Origin of the sequence: Amycolatopsis rhizosphaerae (genome assembly GCF_007713715.1) — a bacterium.
GTDB classification, from domain to species: Bacteria; Actinomycetota; Actinomycetes; order Mycobacteriales; family Pseudonocardiaceae; genus Amycolatopsis_E; species Amycolatopsis_E rhizosphaerae.
In genome coordinates, this window is record NZ_VJWX01000883.1 from 1 (window position 1) to 1,090 (window position 1,090).

The window sequence follows — 1,090 nt, forward strand, 5'->3', positions numbered from 1 at the left end:
GCGGGCGACTACGTGAACATGGGCCTGGCGCGGCGGTTCGGCCTGCCCGTGCTGGTGGTCGGCGACATCGACCGCGGCGGGGTGCTGGCCGCGATGTACGGGACGCAGGCCCTGCTCGAACCCGAGGACCAGGCGCTGCTGGCAGGCTGGATCGTCAACAAGTTCCGGGGGGATGCCGGCCTGCTGCGCCCCGGCCTCGACCGGCTGAGCGAGCTGACCGGCCGTCCGGTGCTCGGGGTACTGCCGTGGCTGGACCGGGTGTGGATCGACTCCGAGGACGCGCTGGCGATGGCGGGCTGGGCCGGTGAGCAGCAGGGCGGGACGTTGCGCGTCGCCGTGGTGCGCTTCCCGCGCGCGTCGAACGCCACCGACCTCGACGCCCTCGCCGCCGAACCCGGTGTCTCGGTGAGCCTCACCGCCGACCCCGACGTGGTGCGCTCGAGCGACCTCGTGGTCCTGCCCGGCAGCCGGGCCACGGTGGACGACCTGCGCTGGCTGCGGGAGCGCGGGCTCGACGGCGCGCTCGCCCGCCGGGTCGAGGCGGGACGGCCGGTGCTGGGCATCTGCGGCGGCTACCAGATGCTGGCCGGGGAAATCCACGACGACATCGAATCCGGTGCCGGGGTGGTGCGCGGCCTCGGGCTGCTGCCGACCGTGGTGACCTTTTCCGAGGAGAAGGTGCTCGGCCGCCCGGTGGGGCGCTGGCGGGACCACGAGGTCGCCGCGTACGAAATCCACCACGGGTCGGCGAAGCTGCGGGGCGAGGCGGAACCGTTCCTCGACGGCTGGCGGCGCGGCCCGGTGTGGGGCACGACCTGGCACGGCACCCTCGACAACGACGGGTTCCGGCGTGCCTGGCTGGCGGAGGCGGCGGCGCAGGCCGGGGTGGCCTGGGCACCCGCGCCCGGCGCGCCCGGTTTCGCCGCGCTCCGGGAGTCGATGCTCGACCGCCTCGCCGACGCCGTTGCCGAACACCTCGACACCCGGGCCCTCCTGCACCTCGCCACCCACGGCGCCCCCAGCACCCTGCGCACCCTCTGATGCCAGGCCCGGAGCTTCGGGTGGAAGCGGAGCCGTGAAGGGTCCCCTC

The 1,090-nt window shown here is 75.0% G+C and carries 1 protein-coding gene; it reads left to right on the plus strand.

The window, feature by feature from the left end; all coding sequences use genetic code 11:
• A partial coding sequence (locus FNH05_RS37620) for a cobyric acid synthase (protein ID WP_144593574.1) occupies positions 1-1,041 on the plus strand: 1,041 nt, incomplete at its 5' end.
• Between the last annotated feature and the right edge of the window lie 49 nt (positions 1,042-1,090).